We start from the raw sequence: 17,361 nt of genomic DNA on the forward strand, positions 1-17,361 counted from the left end.
TGTGTATAAGAGACACCTCCTCGGCTACGCCCTGGCCGCCTGCGGCGTCGCGCTCCTCCCCTGGCTGTTCGTCCTCGCCACGAGCCTGCCGGCCGAGACGACCGCCTCGAACTGGTCGGCGGCCTGGGTCGGCCTGGACGCGCTGGAGGCGCTCGCCCTCATCACGACGGGCGTCCTGGCCGTACGGCGTCACCCCATCCACAGCCTGACGGCAGCGGTCGCCGCCACTCTGCTCGTCGCCGACGCCTGGTTCGACGTGATGACGGCCGCTCCGGGCGGCGACCTGACCTCGGCCCTGATCATGGCCGCCGCGGCGGAACTGCCCCTGGCGGCGGTGTGCGCGGTGGCGGCGATACGAGGCCACCGCGGCGGTACCGAAGACGGCGGCCGCTAGCGTGCACCCATGACACCGACGGACGACTGCCGCCTCCCCGCTCCCCTCCAGGCCCTGACGGACGTCGGGTTCGCGTACGAGGACGGCGACGGCATCGACTTCGAGCTCTACCCGGAGTTGCAGTCCGCCGAGGAGACGACGGCGTGGTTCCGCGCCTGGACGGGCAACGGCGAGGTGACGGGCGACGCGTTCCGCGTCTTCGGGCAGGACGCTTCGGGCGGTCTCACGGCCGTGTGGCTCACCCGGCCCGCCGCACCGCTCAGCGCCCAACCGGTCGTGCACATGGGCTCCGAAGGCGAGATGGGCGTCGTCGCCCGCGACCTTCCGGCCTTCCTCTGGCTCCTGGCCGACGGGTTCGGCCCGTACGAGGCCGTCGACCCGGACGAACGCGTCCGACCCGCCCGCCCCGTACCCGAACTCGTCGCCATCGCGGGGCAATTCACCCCGGAGCGGCGGTGGTCCGCGAAGTCGGTCATGGACGAGGCGGCACGGGAGTTCCCCGGCTTCGAGGACGGAATCCTGCGACTCTGCGCCTGACTGGCCGCCTCCGTGGCGAAGCCGGCCGGGTCCCGGTACATACGGTCGACGTCACCGACGAGGAACCCGGCGATCGGGCCTCTCGCGCCAGGACCGTCATGGAGCGGGCCGAGGCCGCCGGCTCCCGGCTGGGCGCCTGACGCCGCGTCTCCGCGCCCCGCGGTTGGACGCCCCCGCGCGCGAGGACCGTCCGGCACAGGCCGAGGCCGCCGGCCTGCGGCCGCGTGCCCGGTGCCGCGTCCCCGCGCCCTCCCCTCAATCCCCCTGCGCCCAGGCCGCGACCGGCAGCGCCAGGTAGACACCGACGTCCCGCAGCCCGCTCGCCGACCGGATGCCGGCGCACAGCCGGTCGGCCCGCTCCTGGCGGTCGGCGGCACGGCTCTCGAACCACTTCGACCGCACCTCCACGACGAGGTCCAGCCCGCCGCCGTCCAGCGGCCCACGCGGCCGGAAGCGCAACTCGACATCGCCGGGCCGCAGGTCACCGTCGTACGGCTCCTCGGGACACGCCACCGCCAGGGACACCAAGTGCGGCAGCGCGTCCCGCAGTTCACGGAGGACGTCCTCGGGGACGCGGGGCGCGTAAGTGATCTCCACGAGAGGCATCGGCCCACCCTACGCCGACGACGGCCGCACCCCCCACGTCACCGGCGCCCCACCCCTCCCCGGCCTCCCGCCCGGCCACCGCGCGATCAGCGCACGCACCTCCACGGCCCCGGCCAGCACCTCGTCCGCGTGCGGCGCCGGCAGCAGCCAGAAGTCACCCGGCCCCTCGCGCCGGCCGGGGTGCGGCGTACGCAGGTACCGCAGGTGATCGTCGATCCCGACGGCCCGCGTCCCGTGTACGGGCACCCACGTCCGCGCGGTACCGGGGCGGACCAGGACGCTGTAGACGTCCCGCCGGCGGGTCGCCACCACGCCGTACCCGATCCCCGCCGCGCGGAACGCCGCCTCGACCACGTCGTCCGTCCGCGCCCCGGCGATGCCGCTTTCCACGGCGGCGGCCGGGAGGTGGACGACGTCGAAGCGGTGTCCGATCTCGACCGTCGGAGTCCTGCCCTCGGCCCAGGCCTCGTGGACCTCTCGCGGCCGGAGGGCCCTGGAGACCAGCCACAGTGCGGCGGGGTGGTTCTGCGTGGGGTACGTCCTCGGAAGCGGTGCGTACGTCATCGGGGCGCCTCCTCCGGGGTCACGGTGTCGGACACGGTGACGCCGGGGGTGTGGTCCACCCGCCAGAACGAGGTCGTCACCGCGCAGTACGTACGGTGCGCGGGGTGCAGCCGCGTGTGTTTCAGCGCCCACACCTCGGCGCCCAGGGGGTCGCCCTCCCCCGCCCGGGACGTCTTCCGGCAGGCCCGGCACTGGAACTCGTACACCGGCTCGGCGGGTACGTCCCGCCCCCGGTCCCTGGTCAGGAACGGCGCCCCGGCCCGTGCCGCGCCGCCCGCCGCCGTCACCGCCGCCGCCCGTGCGGGTGCCGCCGCAGCTCCACGTCGCAGTCGAGCGCCCGCGAGAAGTCCCCGGCCCGCCGCGCGACGGCCCGCTGCCGCGCGAGCGCTTCGCAGACGTCACAACCGGGCGCGGGCACGGGCGGACAACCGGGCGGCTCCGACGGGACGCCGCCCACGGCGGCATCGGCCAGCGCGGCCCGCCGGGCGCGGTCCCCGGGGCTTCGACGAGGCGTGGACGTCATGCGACACCTCCTTCGCCGGCGCCGAGGAGCTTGCCCAGCTCCAGACGCATTCCGTCGGCCTCGTCATACGTCAGCACCAGCTCACCGTCCGCCACCGGGACGCCGTTGTCGACGAGCCGGAGCGGCAGCGCGATCCGCCCGGCCGCCGTGTGATGCAGTGCCTTGCCCGGGGTGCGTTCGAACCGCACGCCCTGCCTGGGGTTGGCGGTCGCGCCCGACACCCCGCACTTCCCTTCAGTGATCGTCATGTCACAGAAAGTAGGGCTGGACGCGCGAGGCGGCCCGGAAGGATTTTCCGGACCGCCTCTTCTTCCGGGGTCAGGCAGCCGCCAGCACCCCTACGTGGGCCGCGAGTTCGCGCAGCTCACGGCGGTATGTGGGGCGTTCGCGCTTGAGCAGGGATCCGATGGCGTCGCGCACGATCGGGAAGTACCGGATCTCCTCCGGACTCGCTTCCCTGATCTTCCGCAACATGTACAGCGTGGCGTAGTCGTCGCCGGCCAACCGGTTGGCGTGCATCACCTCGACCAGGTACCTCGTCGTACGTTCCAGCGGCAGCACCCCGCCGGGTTCGGGCACCTCCACATCGTCGGCCAGACGCAACGCCTCGGCCGCGTCGCCTTCCTCCGCCGCCAAGTGCACGGCGTGCATCCTGACGTTCGTCGGTCCGAACGACGTGTGCCAGTCGTTTCGGTCGACGCCGAGACGCGCCGCGACGGCGTCGGCTCCGCGCAACAAATCCCACGCCAGCGGCGCCTTTCCGTCCCGCACGGCGGCGATCACGGCGGCGAGATGGAGCGCTCCGTAAGCGGAGAGGTGCTCCGGCGTCGCGTCGTCTCCGGGGCGTACGTGATCGATCGCGGCCCGGGCCAGCTCCAAGGAGTCCGCCACTTCCCCGCTCGACGTGAGGATGCCGCACACGTTCCATACGGAGGCGGCGATGAGAGCCGGGTCGCCGGTGTCATCGGCAATCTGCATCGCACGATCGGCCGCGGTCAAAGACAGCTTCCGTTCGCCGAGGCGCCGCAAAAAGACCTGGTGGAGGTGGAGCAGCGAAATCAACGCACGCGCCGCCTCCAACTCCCCTTGTGCACCGGCGGTGCGCACAGTCAGGTAGGCCTCGGCCAAGAGCCCCGGCAGCATCCGGCCGACCGGTTCGTACCGCCGCGTCTCGGTTTCGTAGACCTGCCAGGCCTCGCCTACGCGTCGGGCCAGCTCATCCGTGGCCATGGGCTCGCCCGGCAAGCCGGAACCGAGGAGCGTGGGCGGGGTGTGCAGGGCCCGCCGGATCGCCGGGACCGCAGGGTGCTCCGGGGAGGACGTAAGCGAGAGCGAGATCGCGGGACCGGTCAGATCGGCCAGGTCGCGGATCCCCAGCACGCGCGCGATGTCGAGAAGCACGGACAGCCGGTCCACCGGGATGAGCCCGCGCTCGACCTTGGACACCCAGTCCTCCGAACGGCCGACGAGCCCGCCGAGGGCGGCCTGTGACTTCCCGCTCTTCGTCCTGTAATGCTTGATCCGCTCCCCGATGCTGAGTTCCGGTACATCGATCATGGATGTTCCCCTTGGTGGTGGGCGCTCAACTACCAGCGTAGGGCAGGGGCTTCCGGGCGAGGTTCGCCGTAAGCAGGTGAAGTTCCCCCGGCAGTGGTCGAACACTACGCCGGACCGGGTGGCAGACCCGAAGCCGACGAACGCCTCAGGAAGACCGATGCGGATCTCCCGCACTGCTGCGGCGCTCACCCGCCCGCGTCCAACAGGTTGCGGAACGGCCCTTCCGCGCGGCCGGCCCGCGTCTGAGCGTGCCTCCTCAGCGCAACGGTGCGACGTGTGCGACACGGCGGACAGTCCGTAGGGCGAGCCGGACGCTCCGGTCCTTCCACACGATGGAGCTCCCCCGCCCCGTTCAGCCGGCACGTGATCGACGTGAGGCCCGCTCGGGCCCGGGCGTCCGCCTGGTGGCCCGACCGCGAGACTGAGGTCTGTCGGGCGCGCGTTCTTCTGTCAAAGCTGGACGCACCCCCTGACGTGACCGGACCCGGATCCGGACCCGGCCGCCCGGCGGATCGCGGCGTCAAAAAGCGCTGGTCTCAGCCGTGGTTGAGCCAGAAGAGGAGCCCGAATACGAGCAAGATGCCCACCCCGACGGCCCCGCCGACTCCCGGGCGGCGCCGCTTGATCCCCGACCAGGCGAACATGCCGAGCACCGGCAGCCAGCCGCACGCGTAAAGGATCCAGCCGAGCTTCGTCCCGCTGCCGCCGACGATCTCGAAGCAGATGAACGATGCGGTCACGAAGAGAGCCGGTGAACCCCAGAGGCTGTCGGCACAGGCCTGTTCGCGCGTCTTGTTCACTTCGATCCTCGCCTCAGGGGTCTCGCGCCCTTCCTTCTCCACTCACGTGCCGGCCCTCCCGGTAGTGGCACTTCATACGCGACTACCAAGGATTACCGAGACCGGTCCCGGCCGGCAGCGGGTGGCATCCCCCTTGTCCGGCGATGAGCAGGATGACGGGTGGAGACGCACCTCCACACTCCTGCGCAGCCTACAGGCGAGCACCTCGAACTCGGTCCGCACCCGCGTTTCCGCAGTTCAGCGGACGAGTGGACGGCCTTCGCCCCAAAGGCGACATACCGGTTGGCGCGCTTGCCCGGTGACCACCAGGATGCATCGGCATGGCGGACTCCGAGCTTCAGCGCGTCAACGACATCGCCCTCACCGCGGTGCAGGCTCTACTAGGGCTGATCTCATCCGACGTAGTAGCGGTAGCGGTTACGGTCGAGGAGGGAAGAGTGCTGCTCTCCTTCTGGGTACGTCGCCATACCGCCGAGATCGACGAAGACATCGCCGATGCGGTCGGTGACCTGGACGCGCTTCTCTCTCCGGAAAGTCCGCTGATCGAGCCGCGCGTGATGGTGGGTGTGCCGGACGCGGCTCGCATGCGGCCTCACGAGCGCCTGCTCTACTGGGCCAAGTAAGCGAGGAAGTGCTCGGCCCCGCGCCCGATCGCCGGCCGAGTCGATGGCACAACGCGGCCATTCCTGCGCGCCGTTCGCGCCCGGCCAGTCCCGCACCGGGCGCACTACTATGTCCACGTCCGGCGCGACGAGCGACCGCCGATCAAGACACCGTCCGAGGTCCACGACATGAAGCACGATCGACGGCCGATACGCCTGCCCCGCACAGGAAGCGCCCCGGTCCTCCGGACCGACTTCACCGACCCCGCCGGCTGGGCTCGCCTGCTGCGGGCCCTGGAGACGCCCGTCACCTTCGAGGAGGGCTCGCCGCACTTCTGCGATTACGACCGGGCCATCGCGTACGTCGTCCCGGTCGACAAGGAGAAGTTCCGGGACCTGTCTCCAGAGACGGTGCTCGCCGGCGCCCCCCGCACCGGCCACGACCTGTCGTACGACCACCTCTACCTGGCCGACGCGCAGACCTTCGTCTCCGACGAACTGCCGCTGCTCGGCATCGACCTCCATGTGGACAACGCGGGTGACGAACCGTGCCCGCGTGAGGAGCCGTTCCGCGTTCCGGCCCTGCATGTGGCCGGTGTCGAGATCAACGTCAGCATCGCCAACGTGTTCTTCCGCGAGTACCACGACTCCGACTGGTCGGAACTGGACGCGCATGTGGCGGAGCCGGGGACGGCGGTATACGAGGAGTTCCGGCGGATGGACCAGGAGGAGGGCGACCAAGGCGACGAGGACGAAGACTGACGAGGCGGGGCCGGCATCGTCAACCAGCCGCTTGAACCGGCGCGTTCACCCTCGGGCAGCTCTCCTAGTCGTGGCAGCACCTTGAGGACCTCCTCGCCGACCCGGACCGGGCCGTGGGCCACCACCTTGAGGTGGACCTGCCTACCCACCTGCCTATCTACAGGCCGCGCCACCCGGGTCAATCCAGTACCGCAACTTGCCGCTCCGCTCGTCCTCGAAGACGCCTCCGCACGCCTCGATGACCTTGCGGGAGGCGACGTTATCCGGGTCGCAGGTGACCAGGGCGCGGTCCAGGCCCAGGTCCCACGCGACCGGCAGCACGGAACGCAGCATCGCCGTGGCGTGCCCACGTCGGCGGGCGGAGGGGCGGACGTCGTAGCCGATGTGGCCGCCCCACTCCAGCAGCCGTGGCGTGGACCGGTGGCGGACGGCGACGCGTCCGAGCCAGTCGTCTCCGTCGACGTACCACAAGGTGGTGGCGGGGACGCGGCCCGCGGGGCGCGGGGCGTCCTCCCGGGTGTCGGCGCGCACCGACTCGACGTACTCCGCGAAGACTTCGGGGTCCCGCCACCGAGGATGGAACCGCAGGATGTCCCTGCCGACCATCGATTCGTCCTCGGGAACGCCCCGCCCCTCGGCTCGGAACTCGGCCATGGCCTCGACGAACGAGGCGTGAACGCGCACATCGGGCTTGATCAACCGCGGCATCCGCCCAGTCTGCCCGGCCCCGGCCCCCTCGTCGATCGAATACCGGCGATCACCCGAGGGGGGCTCCGTCTTCTCCCTGCCGGAACGCGAGGCGACAGCGCTCGATCTGGTCGGCCACGTGCTCCATGAACCAGCGCATGATCTCGTAAGGGACCACGTGCCCGTCCGGACTGAAGACGCGGACGGTCGGCTCCAGGCCCGGATCCTCGTCGGGTACCACGCCCACCAGGCAGGGCGGCCCGGGCAGGTGCGTCTGCGCGTCGGGGTCGTCCGCCCAGGCGGCCGGTGCCGGTACGGCCTCGCTCAGTTCGACGCACCACGCGTCGTCCGGCAAGGCGTAGTGGTACTGGACGGCGTAGTGACGGCCGCCGTGCGCGCGCAGCTCTGGCATGTCCGCAGGCTGTCACACCTGACGCGCCGGCGAAGACGCCGCCCTGCGATGCGAGCTCCGGAGGAGTGACCGCGGGCATCCCCGTCGGCCGCAGCGGGCAGTTGACCGAGGGCCGGCGGCCCGGCGGCCCGGCGTGGAGAACTACAAGCCGGAGGCCCCGGCCCCGCGTCGGACGCGCGGGGCCGGGGCCTCCGGAACAGAGCGAACGGCCTCAGCAGCCGAGCAGACGGCCGCCCAGGTACGCCTGGATCTGGTCGAGGGAGACGCGCTCCTGCTTCATCGTGTCGCGCTCGCGCACGGTCACCGCGTTGTCGTCGAGGGTGTCGAAGTCGACGGTGACGCAGAACGGCGTGCCGATCTCGTCCTGGCGGCGGTAGCGGCGGCCGATGGCGCCGGCGTCGTCGAACTCGATGTTCCAGTGCTTGCGCAGGTCCGCCGCGAGGCCCTTGGCCTTCGGGGAGAGCTGCGGGTTGCGGGACAGCGGCAGGACGGCGACCTTGACCGGGGCCAGGCGCGGGTCGAGGCGCATGACGACGCGCTTCTCCATGACGCCCTTGGCGTTGGGCGCCTCGTCCTCGTTGTACGCGTCGAGCATGAAGGCGAGCATGGCGCGGTTCAGACCGGCCGCCGGCTCGATGACGTACGGGAAGTAGCGCTCGCCGGCCTCCTGGTCGAAGTACGACAGGTCCTGGCCGGAGGCGGCGGAGTGGGCCTTGAGGTCGTAGTCGGTGCGGTTGGCGAGGCCCTCCAGCTCCGAGAACTCGGTGCCGCCGAAGTTGAAGCGGTACTCGATGTCAACGGTGCGCTTGGAGTAGTGCGAGAGCTTCTCGGCGGCGTGCTCGTACCACCGCATGTTCTCCTCGCGCATGCCGAGGCCGGTGTACCAGCTCCAGCGCTGCTCCATCCAGTACTCGTGCCACTGCTCGTCCTCGCCCGGCTTGACGAAGAACTCCATCTCCATCTGCTCGAACTCGCGGGTGCGGAAGATGAAGTTGCCCGGCGTGATCTCGTTGCGGAACGACTTGCCGGTCTGGGCGATGCCGAACGGCGGCTTGCGGCGCGAGGTCTGCTGCACCTGGGCGAAGTTGGTGAAGATGCCCTGCGCGGTCTCGGGGCGCAGGTAGCTCACGGAGCCGCTGTCCTGCGTCGGGCCGAGGTGGGTGGAGAGCAGGCCGGAGAACTGCTTGGGCTCGGTGAAGCCGCCCTTGTTGCCGCAGTGCGGGCAGTTGAGGTCGGCGAGGCCGTTCTCGGGGAGCTTGCCGTGCTTGGCCTCGTACGCCTCCTCCAGGTGGTCCGCGCGGAAGCGCTTGTGGCAGGAGGTGCACTCGGTCAGCGGGTCGGTGAAGGTGGCGACGTGACCGGACGCCTCCCACACCTCACGGGCCAGGATCACCGACGAGTCGAGACCGACCACGTCGTCGCGCGAGGTGACCATGGAACGCCACCACTGGCGCTTGATGTTCTCCTTGAGCTCCACACCGAGCGGTCCGTAGTCCCAGGCGGCACGCTGGCCACCGTAGATCTCACTGCACGGATAGACGAAGCCACGGCGCTTGCTCAGGCTGACGATGGTGTCGATCTTGTCGGCGGCCACGGTGCTCTCTTCATTGCGACGACGAACAGCGAATGCTTCAGGTTACCGGCGCGACACCCCCTCTCATCAAATCGGTCCCGGCCCGACCGGTGGGCGATCGGCCACCGCATCGTCCGGCCCTCCGCCGCGACCCCGTCCGACCGCTCCCGAACCGTCCCAAGCCCCCTCTTGTTGACAATCGTTTCCATTTTTGTTGAAAATGAGTGTCATGAACGGCAACCCTCTCCGCCCCGCCTCCCGGTCCCCCCGAATAACCGGGGTCGCCGTCGCCCTGGCGGCGGCGCTCGGCATCGGTTCGCTCTCCGCCTGCGGTTCCGACGAGCGGACGGGGGCGGAGGACGGCAAGCTGGACGTCGTGGCGTCGTTCTATCCGATGGAGTTCCTCGCCCGGCAGATCGGCGGGGACCACGTCCACGTCACCGGGCTCACCAATCCCGGTCAGGAACCGCACGACCTGGAGCTCAAGCCCCGGCAGGTCGCCTCCCTGGAGAAGGCGGACGCCGTCGTCTACCTCAAGGGGCTCCAGCCCGCCGTGGACGAGGCGATCAAGCAGTCCGGCGCGAAGAACGTCGCCGACGCCGCCTCCCTCACCCACCTGGAAACCCACGGCGACGAGGTCGACGGCCACGAACACGGCGACCACGACGAGCACGGGGAGCACGGGGGCCACGAGGAGCACGGCGACGAGGGCCACGGTCACGACCACGACCACGACGGCGGCGCCGACCCCCACATCTGGCTCGACCCCGTGAAGTTCGCCGAGGTCGCGCAGGGCGTCAACAAGACCCTCGCCAAGGCGGCCCCGGACCACCGGGAGATCTTCCAGAAGAACACCGACATCCTGGTGGGCCGCCTGAAGGAGCTGAACACGAAGTTCGCGGACGGCCTGCGGAACCGGTCCTCCGACACCTTCATCACCACCCACGCCGCCTTCGGCTACCTCGCCGAGCGCTACGGGCTCACCGAGGAGGCCGTCAGCGGCGTCGACCCGGAGGCCGAGCCCAGCGCGGCGCGGATCAAGGACCTGCACAAGCTGGCGAAGGACCACCACGTCAACACGGTCTTCTTCGAGACGATCGCCAGCCCGGCCACCGCGAAGACCATCGCCGGCGACCTCGGCCTGCGGACCGACGTCCTGGACCCGCTGGAGGGCATCACGGACCACTCCAAGGGACACGATTACTTCGAGGTCATGGAGTCCAATCTGACGGCCCTGCGGAAAGCGCTCGGTGCGAAGTGAGCACGCGGACGACGGCCGGCACGGCCGGCACACAGAGCACGTCGGCCACCGGCCCGGTGGCCCCCGACGAGCGCGCGCCCGAGGAGGCGGTCATGAAGCAGCCCGAACGGCCCGAGGGGGCCGAGCAGCCCGTCATATCCCTGCGCGGGGCGACGGCGTCGCTCGGGGCCCGGCCCGTGCTGCGCGGGGTGGACCTGGAGGTCCGGCGCGGCGAGGTCGTCGCACTGCTCGGCGCCAACGGCTCCGGGAAGTCCACGGCGGTCCGGGCGATCGTCGGCCAGGTCCCGCTGACCGGCGGCGAGCTGGAGCTGTTCGGCACGCCGAAGCGCCGCTTCCGCGACTGGGCGCGGATCGGGTACGTACCGCAGCGCACCACCGCCGCGGCCGGCGTCCCGGCGACCGTACGCGAGGTGGTCTCCGCCGGGCGGCTGGCCCGGACGAAGCTGGGGTTCAGCCGCCGGGCCGACCGCGAGGCCGTGGTGAAGGCGCTGGAGCTGGTCGGCATGGCGGACCGGCTCAAGGACTCGGTGAACGCGCTCTCCGGCGGCCAGCACCAGCGGGTGCTGATCGCCCGCGCCCTCGCCGTCGAACCCGAACTGCTGATCATGGACGAGCCGATGGCCGGCGTGGACCTCGCCAGCCAGGAGGTGCTGGCCAACGCCCTCCGCGAGGAGGTCGCCCGGGGCACCACCGTCCTGCTCGTCCTGCACGAACTGGGGCCGCTGGAGCCCCTCATCGACCGGGCGATCGTGCTGCGCGACGGCTGCGTCGTCCACGACGGGCCGCCGCCCGAGGCCGTGGGCCAGCACGCGCTCCCCGGCCACGACCACGTACACCCGCACGCCGGCCCGGCGGCGGAACCGACTCGGACAGGGCTGCTCAGCTGATGGAGATCCTCGACGCCGCGTTCATGCAGCGCGCACTGCTCGCCGCGCTCCTCGTGGGCATCACCGCCCCCGCGATCGGCATCTACCTCGTCCAGCGCCACCAGGCGCTGATGGGCGACGGCATCGGCCACGTCGCCCTCACCGGCGTGGGCCTGGGCTTCCTGCTCAACACCAGCCCGGTGTGGGTGGCCGCGACGGTGTGCGTGGCGGGCGCCGTCGTGATGGAGCTGATCCGCTCCTACGGCAAGGCCCGCGGCGACATCGCCCTCGCCATGCTCTTCTACGGCGGCATGGCCGGCGGCGTGATGCTGATCAACCTCTCGGACAACGGCTCCAACGCCAACCTGGTCACCTACCTCTTCGGCTCGCTGACGACGGTCTCGCGGCAGGACATCGTCGCGATCTGCGTCCTGGCCGCCTTCGTGATCCTCGCCACACTGGGCCTGCGACGGCAGCTTTTCGCCATCTGTCAGGACGAGGAGTTCGCCCGCGTCACCGGCCTCCCGGTGCGGCTGCTCAATCTGCTGATCGCCGTCACGGCCGCGCTGACGGTCACGGTCGCCATGCGGGTGGTCGGATTGCTGCTGGTCAGCGCCCTGATGGTGATCCCGGTGGCCGCGTCGCAGCAGATCGCCCGCAGCTTCGCCACCACGCTGGCGCTGTCCGTGGGGATCGGGGTGCTGGTCACCCTCTCCGGGACCACGACCTCGTACTACGTGGACGTCCCGCCGGGCGCCACCATCGTCCTGATGGCGATCGGCGTGTTCGTCGCCCTCACGGTGATCGCCGCGCCGCTGGCCGGATCCCGCGCCCGGAAGCAGGCCCTCGACGAGGAGCGCTGCACGCTCGCGGACCCGGGCGCGCCGGGCGCCCCGGGCGCTCCGGACGACGTACGCGTCTGACTCCGGACGACGTACGCGGCCGGCTCCGGCCACGCCTCCCGCGCCCCGCGTGCGACGGCGGTCACATCGGCGATCAGCCCTACTGCGACGGCGGGGTGCAGGTTAGGCTAACCAAACCTGTACTCCGCAGGTCGTCCGGAACGCATGGATCACGGCACACGGCCGGTGCGCGGGGCCTGGCACAATTGGCCCGCACGCCGCCGAAACCGTACGTGGGTGTGTCAGCCGAGCTTGAGGAGGCAACTGTGGCGACCGCCGGTCCCCCGGTACGCGGCCGAGCCACCAAGCAGCGCGCCGCCGTCGCGGCGGCGCTCGACGAGGTGGACGAGTTCCGCAGCGCTCAGGAACTCCACGACATGCTCAGGCACCGCGGCGCCTCCGTGGGGCTGACCACGGTCTACCGCACCCTGCAGTCCCTCGCCGACGCCGGCGAGGTGGACGTGCTGCGCACCAGCGAGGGCGAGGCGGTCTACCGCCGCTGCTCCAGCGGTCACCACCACCACCTGGTGTGCCGGATGTGCGGCAAGGCGGTCGAGGTCGAGGGGCCGGCCGTGGAGACGTGGGCGGACACCATCGCCCGCGAGCACGGCTTCGTGGACGTCGCCCACACCGTCGAGGTCTTCGGCACCTGCGGCGACTGCGCCCGCGCCGCCGCCGGCTCCTGAACCCGCGCACGGCACCGCCCGTCCTCACGCACGGCACCGCCTGACCCAGCGCGAGCGTCCGGACCGCCACGACCGTCCGAACCACCGCGAACCGCCGCGAACGCCCGGCCCCTCCCCGAGAGGCCGGGCGTTCGCGTCGTCCGTCACCCGCCCGGCTCAGGCCTGCGGGCCGGGCTCCTCCGCCTCGTCCGCCCCCTCCGCGCCCCGCTCCACCGCGTTGGGGATCGCCCCGCCGAACCGCCGGTCCCGCTGCGCGTACTCCAGGCAGGCGCGCCACAGGTCGCGGCGGTCGAAGTCGGGCCAGAGCACGTCCTGGAACACCATCTCGGCGTAGGCGCTCTGCCAGAGCAGGTAGTTGGACGTCCGCTGCTCGCCGGACGGGCGCAGGAACAGGTCCACGTCCGGCATGTCCGGGTAGTAGAGGTACTTCGCGAACGTCTTCTCGCTGACCTTCGACGGGTCCAGCCGGCCCGCGCGCACGTCCTCCGCCAGCGCCTGGGCCGCGTCCGCGATCTCCGCACGGCCGCCGTAGTTCATGCAGAAGTACAGCGTGAGCAGGTCGTTGTCCTTGGTCTGCTCCTGGGCGACCTGGAGCTCCTTGGCCACCGAGCGCCAGAGCTTGGGCATCCGGCCCACCCAGCGGACGCGGATGCCGAGCGCGTCGAGCTGGTCGCGGGTCTTGCGGATGAAGTCCCGGTTGAAGTTCATCAGGAAGCGCACCTCGTCCGGGGAGCGCCGCCAGTTCTCGGTGGAGAAGGCGTACAGGGAGATGCTGCCGACGCCCATCTCGATCGCGCCCTGGAGGACGTCCAGCACCCGCTCGGCGCCCACCTTGTGCCCCTCGGTGCGCGGCAGGCCGCGCTCCTTGGCCCAACGGCCGTTGCCGTCCATGACGATCGCGACGTGCTCGGGGACGAGCTCACCCGGGATCTTCGGCGGCCGCGCGCCCGAGGGGTGCGGTTCGGGGGTGCGGTACTCGCGACGGGAACGGCCCAGAAGCCCGCGTCGTGCCATGGCTGCCACTACTCCTATTTACTTCTCCACGTAGCGGAGCGAACGAAGCCCCCGCTCGAGGTGCCAGTGCAGATATGCGGCGACGAGGCCGCTGCCCTCCCGGACGTACCGCGCCTCGCACGCGTCCGCCGTGGCCCAGTCCCCGGAGAGCAGGGCGGCGAGGAGCCCGATCGCCTCCGAGGAGGGTACGACGCTTCCGGGCACCCGGCAGTCACCGCAGACCACGCCGCCGGCCGCCGTCGAGAAGAACCGGTTGGGGCCCGGCATCCCGCAGCGCGCGCACGCGTCGAAGCTCGGCGCGTACCCGTTGACGGCGAGCGAGCGCAGCAGGAACGCGTCGAGGATCAGGTGCGGGGCGTGCTCCCCCGCGGCGAGCGTCCGCAGGCCCCCGACGAGCAGCAGGTACTGCTGGACGGCCGGCTCGCCCTCGTGGTCCGTGAACCGCTCGGCCGTCTCCAGCATGGCCGTCCCGGCGGTGTACCGGGCGTAGTCCGCGACGATCTTCCCGCCGTACGCGGCGATCGTCTCGCTCTGCGTGCACAGCGGCAGGCTCCGCCCCACCAGCTCCCCGCCGCGCGTGAAGAACTGCACGTCCACGTGCGAGAAGGGTTCGAGGCGGGCCCCGAACTTGGACTTCGTCCGGCGGACACCGCGGGCCACCGCCCGGACACGGCCGTGGGCGCGGGTGAGGAGGGTGATGATGCGGTCCGCTTCGCCCAGCTTTTGCGTGCGGAGCACGATGCCGTCGTCGCGGAAGAGGGTCATGGGGCCATTGTCCCGCACGGCGGGACCGGTGGCGGCGGGCGGGCCGGAGTGGGCGCCCTGTTCAGCCCGTCCGGCGTTTGAGGACGAGCGGCGAAGCCGCGATCAGCGGGGTCTGGGGCGCAGCCCCAGGAAACGGTGAAAGAGCGGGACCGGGGCCGCCCCACGCCGTCTACGACGGCGTCCGAGCCGCCGCCAGCAACCGGTCCGTATCCTCCGGACAGATCATCAACGCCCGCCCCACCGTCGCCAGTACCTCCCGCTCGGCCGGCCGGTAAGGACCGTCCGCGAGCGCGATCCGCGCCCCCTGCAACAGAATCGACTCCCGCCCGGCGGGAGCGAGATGCGGAGCGAGCGGCTCCAGCGCCTCGTGCAGCTCGATCGCGAGCGCCGTGCCGCACGGATCGAAGCCGTCCCGCCCCGACACGGCGGGCCCCGCCGGGAACCTGCCGGGCAGCCGCCCCGTATCGGCGGCCAGCGCCTCGATCAGCGTGACGAGCTGCTCCTCGCTGCAGTCCGCGAAGCCGGCCGCCCGTACCGCGCCCACCGCCGCCCGGCGGACCGTACGGGCCTCCGTACCGCCCGCCGCCAGCACCGCGAGCGCGACCGTGTGCACCGCGTCCCGCAGCATCGCGGAGAACCGGGTGGTCGTGGGGTGGTCGAGCACGTCCATCGGGTACCGCTCGCGGCACGCCGTGCACTCGACGACCGGCCCGACCGGCCCGCGCGGCAGCAGCGGGACGCCGAGTACGACGAGGCGGCGGCTGCCGGTGCGGCGGTGGTAGTTGCGGTCCCCGCCGCAGCCGGGGCAGAAGAACTCGCCGTCACCGACGGTGCGCCATACGGTGCGCACACCCAGCACACACCGGTCGGGGCCCTGTCGGCCTTGCGCGTGCTTCACGGCGCACACCTCCTAACGCCACGGCCTCGTCGCCGCGTTGACGTGATGTTAGCCACATCGTCGACGTGCCGTCAGCACCCCGTGCGCAGACTCGGTCCGGTCCGAGGCGACCGGGGACCGGGCGCGCCCCCGCGCCCACCGGATGCGGTGGTTTGGAAGGCGCGCCCTTGACGGCCTCGGCGATCCCGATGATCCCCCGGTGATCCCGGCGCCTCAGGGCCGGTACGCGCGGTTCACCGCGGACACGACCGCCTTGATGGAGGCGCGCGTGGTGTTGGGGTCGATGCCGATGCCCCACAGCACCTTGCCGTCGATCACACACTCGATGTACGAGGCGGCCTGGGCGCTGGCGCCCTCGCTCATGGTGTGCTCGGTGTAGTCCAGCAGGCGGGCGTCGATGCCGGTGGCGGCGAGCGCGTCGAAGAAGGCGGAGATCGGGCCGTTGCCGGTACCCGTCAGGACCGTCTCCTTCCCGTCCACCACGGCCTCGACGGTGAGCACGTCGGTGCCCTCGCCGGCCGTCGTCGTCTGGGCGGCGCGCAGTTCGACGCGGCCCCAGGGGTTGTCGTCCGTGGGCAGGTACTCGTCGCGGAAGACGGACCAGATCTCCTGCGGCGTGACCTCGCCGCCCGCCGCGTCGGTCCGGGCCTGGATGATCTTCGAGAACTCGATCTGCATCCGGCGCGGCAGGTCCAGCTTGTGCTCGTTCTTCAGGACGTAGGCGATACCGCCCTTGCCGGACTGCGAGTTGACGCGGATGACCGCCTCGTACGAGCGCCCGACGTCCTTGGGGTCGATGGGCAGGTACGGGACCGCCCACTCGATCTCGTCCACGCTCCGGCCCTCGGCGGCGGCGGTGGCCTCCATCGCCTCGAAGCCCTTCTTGATGGCGTCCTGGTGGGAGCCGGAGAAGGCGGTGTAGACCAGGTCGCCCGCGTAGGGGTGGCGCGGGTGGACCTCCATCTGGTTGCAGTACTCGGCGGTGCGGCGGATGTCGTCGATCCGGGAGAAGTCGATCTCCGGGTCGACGCCCTGGGAGAACAGGTTCATGCCCAGGGTGACCAGGTCGACGTTGCCCGTCCGCTCGCCCTGGCCGAACAGGCAGCCCTCGACGCGGTCGGCGCCGGCCATCACGGCCAGCTCGGCGGCGGCGACGGCGGTGCCGCGGTCGTTGTGCGGGTGGGCGGAGAGGCAGACGTACTCGCGGCGGGACAGGTGCCGGCTCATCCACTCGAAGCGGTCGGCGTGGGTGGAGGGCGTCGAACGCTCGACCGTGGCGGGCAGGTTGAGAATGATCTCCCGGCCCTCCTCCGGCTGCCAGACGTCCATGACGCCCTCGCAGACCTCCAGCGCGAAGTCCAGCTCGGTGTCGGTGAAGATCTCCGGACTGTACTGGTACCCGAACACGGTCTCGTCGCCGAGGATCTTGTCGGCGTACTCCATGACCAGCCGCGTCCCGTCCACCGCGATCTGCTTGACCTGCTCGCGCGAGCCGCGGAAGACGACCCGGCGGAAGACCGGCGCGGTGGCGTTGTAGAGGTGCACGGTCGCCCGGTGCGCGCCGCGCAGCGACTCCACGGTCCGTTCGATCAGCTCCTCGCGGGCCTGGGTGAGGACGGAGATCGTCACGTCCTCGGGGACCGCGCCCTCCTCGATGATCGAGCGGACGAACGCGAAGTCGGTGGCGCCGGAGGAGGGGAAGCCGACCTCGATCTCCTTGTAGCCCATGCGCACCAGCAGGTCGAACATCTCCCGCTTGCGGGCCGGCGACATGGGGTCGATCAGGGCCTGGTTGCCGTCACGCAGATCGGTGGAGAGCCAGCGCGGGGCCTTGGTGATGCGGCGGTCCGGCCAGGTGCGGTCGGGCAGGTCCACGGCCTCGTACCGGCCGTACTTGTGCACCGGCATGCCGGACGGGCGCTGGGTGAGGGTGGCGGCGGTGAGGGGGGTGG

22 protein-coding genes are annotated in these 17,361 nt (G+C 71.3%); 8 read left to right on the plus strand and 14 right to left on the minus strand.

Annotation, left to right across the window (positions count from 1 at the left end; all coding sequences use genetic code 11):
• A partial coding sequence (locus tag ACSNOK_RS18090; protein WP_436781733.1) for a hypothetical protein occupies positions 1 to 394 on the plus strand: 394 nt, incomplete at its 5' end.
• 9 nt (positions 395 to 403) lie between these two features.
• On the plus strand, positions 404 to 931 hold the full coding sequence (locus ACSNOK_RS18095) for an SMI1/KNR4 family protein (RefSeq protein ID WP_436781734.1): 528 nt from the start codon (positions 404 to 406) through the stop codon (positions 929 to 931).
• A gap of 255 nt (positions 932 to 1,186) precedes the next feature.
• On the opposite strand, the gene ACSNOK_RS18100 is transcribed toward ACSNOK_RS18095, so the two are convergent.
• From ACSNOK_RS18100 to ACSNOK_RS18130, 7 genes are all read right to left on the minus strand, one after another.
• Positions 1,187 to 1,537, minus strand: coding sequence for a hypothetical protein (locus tag ACSNOK_RS18100; RefSeq protein ID WP_436781735.1), 351 nt, complete (start codon positions 1,535 to 1,537; stop codon positions 1,187 to 1,189).
• 9 nt (positions 1,538 to 1,546) lie between these two features.
• Complete coding sequence (locus ACSNOK_RS18105) at positions 1,547 to 2,101, minus strand: hypothetical protein (RefSeq protein WP_436781736.1); 555 nt, start codon at positions 2,099 to 2,101, stop codon at positions 1,547 to 1,549.
• A complete protein-coding gene (locus tag ACSNOK_RS18110; RefSeq protein WP_436781737.1) occupies positions 2,098 to 2,388 on the minus strand; it encodes a DUF7848 domain-containing protein in 291 nt (96 codons plus the stop codon). Before ACSNOK_RS18110 ends, ACSNOK_RS18105 begins: the two co-directional genes overlap by 4 nt.
• A complete protein-coding gene (locus tag ACSNOK_RS18115) occupies positions 2,385 to 2,624 on the minus strand; it encodes a hypothetical protein (RefSeq protein WP_436781738.1) in 240 nt (79 codons plus the stop codon). Before ACSNOK_RS18115 ends, ACSNOK_RS18110 begins: the two co-directional genes overlap by 4 nt.
• Positions 2,621 to 2,872, minus strand: a complete 252-nt coding sequence (locus ACSNOK_RS18120; RefSeq protein WP_436781739.1) for a hypothetical protein — start codon at positions 2,870 to 2,872, stop codon at positions 2,621 to 2,623. Before ACSNOK_RS18120 ends, ACSNOK_RS18115 begins: the two co-directional genes overlap by 4 nt.
• A gap of 70 nt (positions 2,873 to 2,942) precedes the next feature.
• Positions 2,943 to 4,370, minus strand: coding sequence for a helix-turn-helix domain-containing protein (locus ACSNOK_RS18125; protein WP_436781740.1), 1,428 nt, complete (start codon positions 4,368 to 4,370; stop codon positions 2,943 to 2,945).
• Positions 4,371 to 4,717: 347 nt separating this feature from the next.
• Positions 4,718 to 4,981, minus strand: a complete 264-nt coding sequence (locus ACSNOK_RS18130) for a hypothetical protein (protein WP_436781741.1) — start codon at positions 4,979 to 4,981, stop codon at positions 4,718 to 4,720.
• Between the two features lie 320 nt (positions 4,982 to 5,301).
• Here ACSNOK_RS18130 and ACSNOK_RS18135 point away from each other — a divergent pair, with 320 nt between their 5' ends.
• Both ACSNOK_RS18135 and ACSNOK_RS18140 read left to right on the plus strand, forming a co-directional pair.
• On the plus strand, positions 5,302 to 5,604 hold the full coding sequence (locus ACSNOK_RS18135; protein WP_436781742.1) for a hypothetical protein: 303 nt from the start codon (positions 5,302 to 5,304) through the stop codon (positions 5,602 to 5,604).
• Between the two features lie 168 nt (positions 5,605 to 5,772).
• Positions 5,773 to 6,345: a DUF6924 domain-containing protein gene (locus tag ACSNOK_RS18140; protein WP_436781743.1), complete on the plus strand. Its 573-nt coding sequence runs from the start codon at positions 5,773 to 5,775 to the stop codon at positions 6,343 to 6,345.
• 153 nt (positions 6,346 to 6,498) lie between these two features.
• On the opposite strand, the gene ACSNOK_RS18145 is transcribed toward ACSNOK_RS18140, so the two are convergent.
• The 3 genes from ACSNOK_RS18145 to ACSNOK_RS18155 form a co-directional block, all read right to left on the minus strand.
• Positions 6,499 to 7,053 carry a GNAT family N-acetyltransferase gene (locus ACSNOK_RS18145; protein ID WP_436781744.1) on the minus strand — a complete coding sequence of 185 codons (555 nt, stop codon included), beginning with the start codon at positions 7,051 to 7,053 and terminating at the stop codon, positions 6,499 to 6,501.
• A gap of 49 nt (positions 7,054 to 7,102) precedes the next feature.
• The gene (locus tag ACSNOK_RS18150; protein ID WP_436781745.1) at positions 7,103 to 7,444 is read right to left on the minus strand and encodes a hypothetical protein; all 342 of its coding nucleotides are present in this window, start codon (positions 7,442 to 7,444) and stop codon (positions 7,103 to 7,105) included.
• A gap of 211 nt (positions 7,445 to 7,655) precedes the next feature.
• On the minus strand, positions 7,656 to 9,038 hold the full coding sequence (locus ACSNOK_RS18155; protein ID WP_436781746.1) for a glycine--tRNA ligase: 1,383 nt from the start codon (positions 9,036 to 9,038) through the stop codon (positions 7,656 to 7,658).
• Between the two features lie 208 nt (positions 9,039 to 9,246).
• Here ACSNOK_RS18155 and ACSNOK_RS18160 point away from each other — a divergent pair, with 208 nt between their 5' ends.
• From ACSNOK_RS18160 to ACSNOK_RS18175, 4 genes are all read left to right on the plus strand, one after another.
• A complete protein-coding gene (locus ACSNOK_RS18160) occupies positions 9,247 to 10,278 on the plus strand; it encodes a metal ABC transporter substrate-binding protein (RefSeq protein WP_436781747.1) in 1,032 nt (343 codons plus the stop codon).
• 92 nt (positions 10,279 to 10,370) lie between these two features.
• On the plus strand, positions 10,371 to 11,165 hold the full coding sequence (locus ACSNOK_RS18165; protein WP_436781748.1) for a metal ABC transporter ATP-binding protein: 795 nt from the start codon (positions 10,371 to 10,373) through the stop codon (positions 11,163 to 11,165).
• Positions 11,165 to 12,067 carry a metal ABC transporter permease gene (locus tag ACSNOK_RS18170; protein WP_436781749.1) on the plus strand — a complete coding sequence of 301 codons (903 nt, stop codon included), beginning with the start codon at positions 11,165 to 11,167 and terminating at the stop codon, positions 12,065 to 12,067. The genes ACSNOK_RS18165 and ACSNOK_RS18170 overlap by 1 nt, the downstream gene beginning before the upstream one ends.
• A gap of 245 nt (positions 12,068 to 12,312) precedes the next feature.
• A complete protein-coding gene (locus tag ACSNOK_RS18175; protein ID WP_436781750.1) occupies positions 12,313 to 12,732 on the plus strand; it encodes a Fur family transcriptional regulator in 420 nt (139 codons plus the stop codon).
• 156 nt (positions 12,733 to 12,888) lie between these two features.
• Here the strand turns inward: ACSNOK_RS18175 and ACSNOK_RS18180 are convergent, their stop codons facing one another.
• The 4 genes from ACSNOK_RS18180 to leuA all read right to left on the minus strand — a co-directional run.
• Positions 12,889 to 13,746, minus strand: coding sequence for an isoprenyl transferase (locus ACSNOK_RS18180; protein ID WP_436781751.1), 858 nt, complete (start codon positions 13,744 to 13,746; stop codon positions 12,889 to 12,891).
• An 18-nt stretch (positions 13,747 to 13,764) separates the two neighbouring features.
• The gene (gene recO / locus ACSNOK_RS18185; protein WP_436781752.1) at positions 13,765 to 14,511 is read right to left on the minus strand and encodes a DNA repair protein RecO; all 747 of its coding nucleotides are present in this window, start codon (positions 14,509 to 14,511) and stop codon (positions 13,765 to 13,767) included.
• A 169-nt stretch (positions 14,512 to 14,680) separates the two neighbouring features.
• Positions 14,681 to 15,409, minus strand: a complete 729-nt coding sequence (locus tag ACSNOK_RS18190) for a TerB family tellurite resistance protein (RefSeq protein ID WP_436781753.1) — start codon at positions 15,407 to 15,409, stop codon at positions 14,681 to 14,683.
• Between the two features lie 213 nt (positions 15,410 to 15,622).
• Positions 15,623 to 17,361, minus strand: a 1,739-nt coding sequence (gene leuA, locus ACSNOK_RS18195) for a 2-isopropylmalate synthase (RefSeq protein ID WP_436781754.1), incomplete at its 5' end; no start/stop codon positions are given.

It is taken from the genome of Streptomyces sp. URMC 126, assembly GCF_051386555.1.
In the GTDB taxonomy this organism is placed as follows: domain Bacteria; phylum Actinomycetota; class Actinomycetes; order Streptomycetales; family Streptomycetaceae; genus Streptomyces.